Consider the following 3,449-nt stretch of genomic DNA (forward strand, 5'->3'; position numbering starts at 1 on the left):
TTCCGGCGCGTGAAGGGCTACCGGCATCTGCCCTTGCTGAAGCAGGCGCTCCATCGCAAACTCTCTCTCACCAACGCCGCCGCTGCGTGAGCGGCTTCCCAGCGACACTGCCTGAATTTCAACTACGCTCAGGACAGACCCCCCCGGCGAACCAGAACGCCCTGCCGATGATTCGTGCCATGGTCCCCTCACGATCGAGTTGCCGCCCGCACGGCCCGCCTTCTATATAATGCTGGACGTCTCTCTCTTACCGGGCGTTAAGGTGAACTTCTCCAACCTCTCCCACCTCCTCTCCGCCAACCCCCTGGCCGCCCTCCCCCTGGTCTTCCTGGGCGGCGTGCTCACCAGCCTCACGCCCTGCATCTATCCGATGATCCCGATCACGATCGCGATCGTCGGCGGCCAGAGCGCCGACCCCTCCGCCCCACGCGCCCGCCCCCTCTTCCTCACGCTCACCTACGTGGCGGGACTGGCGCTGGTTTACTCCGCCCTCGGCCTCTTTGCCGGACTCTCGGGCACGCTGTTCGGAACCATCAGCTCCAATCCGTGGTTGTACTTCCTGATGGCCAACGTGCTGGTGCTCGCGGCGCTGGCCATGCTCGACGTGATCCCGGTCCGCATGCCCACGGCGCTCCTCGCCCGGGCCAGCGCCGCCGGCTCGGCAGGCAAGTTCTCCGGCGCCTTCGTCATGGGCGCCGTCTCCGGCCTCGTCGCCGCGCCCTGCTCGGCGCCCGTCATGGCCGCGGTGCTCACCTGGGTGTCCACCACCAAGAGCGCCGTGCTCGGATTCCTGTACCTGTTCGTGTTCTCGCTCGGCATGTCCACGCTGCTCGTGGTGCTCGGCGCCTCCTCGGGCTCGCTCGCCCGGCTACCACGCGCCGGCGCCTGGATGGTCTGGATCAAGAAGTTCTTCGCCCTCGCCATGCTGGCGGTGGCCGAATACTACCTGTTCAAGATGGGGCAGTTGGTCATATGAAAATGCATATGTCTCTCCTGTGGGCCGCCGTGCCCCTCGTGCTCGCCGCCGCGGCCCCCGCCGGCGCCCAGGATCTGGGCATCGCCGTGGGCAGCCAGGCGCCCAACGTCGCCATGCACACCCTCGACGGCGCCCCCGCCACGCTCGCCGCCTACATCGGCAAGACGCCCACGCTCATCGAGTTCTGGGCCACCTGGTGCCCCAACTGCAAGGAACTCCAACCCGCCATGAAGGCCGCCGCCGCCAAATACGGCACCCGCGTCAAGTTCGTGGGCATCGCCGTCTCGGTGAACGAGAACCCCAAACGCGTGAAGGCGTTCGTGGCCAAGTACGGCATTCCGGGCGATCAGTTCTTCGACACCGACGGCGACGCCAGCGGCAAGTTCGACGCCCCCGCCACGTCGTACGTGGTGGTGCTCGACCGCGCGGGCAAGGTGGTCTACACCGGGCTCGGCGGCACGCAGGACCTCGACGCCGCGATCAAGAAGGCGCTGTAGGGCGAGCCCGGGCCGCCGCTACCATTGCCACCCGATCATGACCGGGATGGCATACGCATTTCCAGATGGGCTGGGCACCCCATAATAGCGGACCTCCACGTACCACCACCCGCTCGCCCGGGGAACGCGGAACCCGATGCCGCCGTTCCAGCCCACGCCGTTGCTGGTCGCGAGTTCCGCCAACGTCGCGCCTCCGGGGTTGACGCCCGTCTGCAGTATCTGCGTGTGATAGTACCCCACCCCACCCACGAGATACGTCGTGGCCGTCGGCTTCGCCGGCGGCGTTCCGGTCATGTCGAGGGTGGCGTCCAGGTTCACCCCGGCCACCATGGGGTTGCCGTCGCACGGCGTCCCGAACCCACAAGCCCGACCCCCGCCTGTCGGGAAGTACTGGAGCACTCCTTCCACTCGCAGCCCCACGGCGTTGTCCGGCGACTTCACGCCGAACCCCGCGAGCGCACTGAGGCCCGCCGAGCCATGCGCGCCGAGCGCGCCACCGGCAATCGCGGCGCCCACCGCGGCATGGAGTTCCGTGTTGGGGTTTCCCTGCGCGCCGAGCGGCGCGGCCGCGAACACAGCGCCAAGGGCCGCTGCCCGGCACATTCCGACAATCGTGGTCATGACACGTCCTCCATATGCGGCACCCGCCGCAGTGTGCGCCAGGCGCCCTCATTTCAAAACTGGAACGAGCGACGAGTGATGGGGCCCAAGACACACCTATTCCAAAACTGGAACGAGTGGCCCCAACGACACCCCCAGGCGCATGACCAACATGCGCCCCGTCACCCCGCCGCGATAGCCTCGCCCATGGCGATCAGCGCGTCCACGATCTCCCGGCAGTGCGCCACGGTCGTGCGCGGATTCATGATCGTCACCCGCAGCACCCGCCGCCCGTCCAACTCGGTGGCCGTGATCCACCCGTGCCCCGACGCATTGTACCGCTCCCGCAACTCGCGATTCTGCGCGTCCAGCACCGCGTCGCCGCTCGCGCCGTCGCCCACCCACCGGAAGCACAGGATGTTGCTCTCGGGCTCGTGCATCGCCTCCAACTGCGGCCGCTGCGCGATCTCGTCGTGCATCCCGCGCGCCACCTCGCACAGCCGGTCGTACAGCGCCCCGATCCCGTCCGCCCCATAGCGCTGCAGCGCCACCCACAGCTTGAGCACGTCGGCGCGACGCGAACACTGCGCGCTCCGCACCCCCTGATCCCACCGGCGCTCCGCTTCGCCCGCGGCGCCGTGAAACAGATACGGCGCCTGCTGCGCGAACGCGCCCTCGAGCCTCCGCTCGTCCCGCACCAGCACCGCTCCCGCCGACAGCGGCAGCAGCATCATTTTGTGCGGATCCCACGCGATCGACTGCGCCCGCCGCAGCCCCGTCAACCGGTGCCGATGCGTGGCCGACAGCAGCGCCGACGCGCCATGCGCGCCGTCCACGTGCAGCCACAAACCCCGTGCCTCGCACAGCGTGCCGATGGCCTCCAGATCGTCGAACGACCCGGTGGCCGTGCTCCCCGCCGTGGCCACCACCGCCATTACGGCCCGCCCTTCGGCCGCCAGCCCATCCAGCGTCTCGCGCATCGCCCGCACGTCCATGCAATGGTCGCGCGACGGCACCCGCACCGCGTGGTTCACCCCCAACCCCAGCGCGCCCACGGCGCGGCTCACCGCGTAGTGCGCATGCTCCCCGTACACCACCACCGGCGGGTTCGGCCCCACGCCCTCCGCCCACGCATTGGGCAGCGCCACGGCCCGCGCCGCCAGCAGCGCGGTCTGCGTGGCCTCGGTGCCCCCCGACGTCAGCGTGCCCCCGGCGCCCGGGCCATACCCCGCCAGCTCGCACATCCAGCGGATCACCTGCGTCTCGATCACCGTCGCCGCCGGCGACATCTCGAACACCGCCACCGACTGGTTCAACGCGCCGATCAGCGACTCGGTCCACACGGCCGCCGGCAGCGGCGCCGACACCTGATGCCC

At 69.4% G+C, this 3,449-nt stretch carries 4 protein-coding genes; 2 read left to right on the forward strand and 2 right to left on the reverse strand.

The window, feature by feature from the left end; translation table 11 throughout:
* Window positions 1-262 precede the first annotated feature (262 nt).
* A complete protein-coding gene (locus tag VNE60_00350) occupies window positions 263-976 on the forward strand; it encodes a cytochrome c biogenesis protein CcdA (protein ID HVB29956.1) in 714 nt (237 codons plus the stop codon).
* 2 nt (window positions 977-978) lie between these two features.
* Window positions 979-1,473, forward strand: coding sequence for a TlpA disulfide reductase family protein (locus tag VNE60_00355; protein ID HVB29957.1), 495 nt, complete (start codon window positions 979-981; stop codon window positions 1,471-1,473).
* A gap of 18 nt (window positions 1,474-1,491) precedes the next feature.
* On the opposite strand, the gene VNE60_00360 is transcribed toward VNE60_00355, so the two are convergent.
* On the reverse strand, window positions 1,492-2,094 hold the full coding sequence (locus VNE60_00360) for a hypothetical protein (protein ID HVB29958.1): 603 nt from the start codon (window positions 2,092-2,094) through the stop codon (window positions 1,492-1,494).
* A gap of 161 nt (window positions 2,095-2,255) precedes the next feature.
* The coding region (locus VNE60_00365; protein ID HVB29959.1) for a pyridoxal-dependent decarboxylase at window positions 2,256-3,449 on the reverse strand (1,194 nt) is incomplete at its 5' end.

It is taken from the genome of Gemmatimonadaceae bacterium, assembly GCA_035533755.1.
GTDB lineage: Bacteria > Gemmatimonadota > Gemmatimonadetes > Gemmatimonadales > Gemmatimonadaceae > JAGWRI01.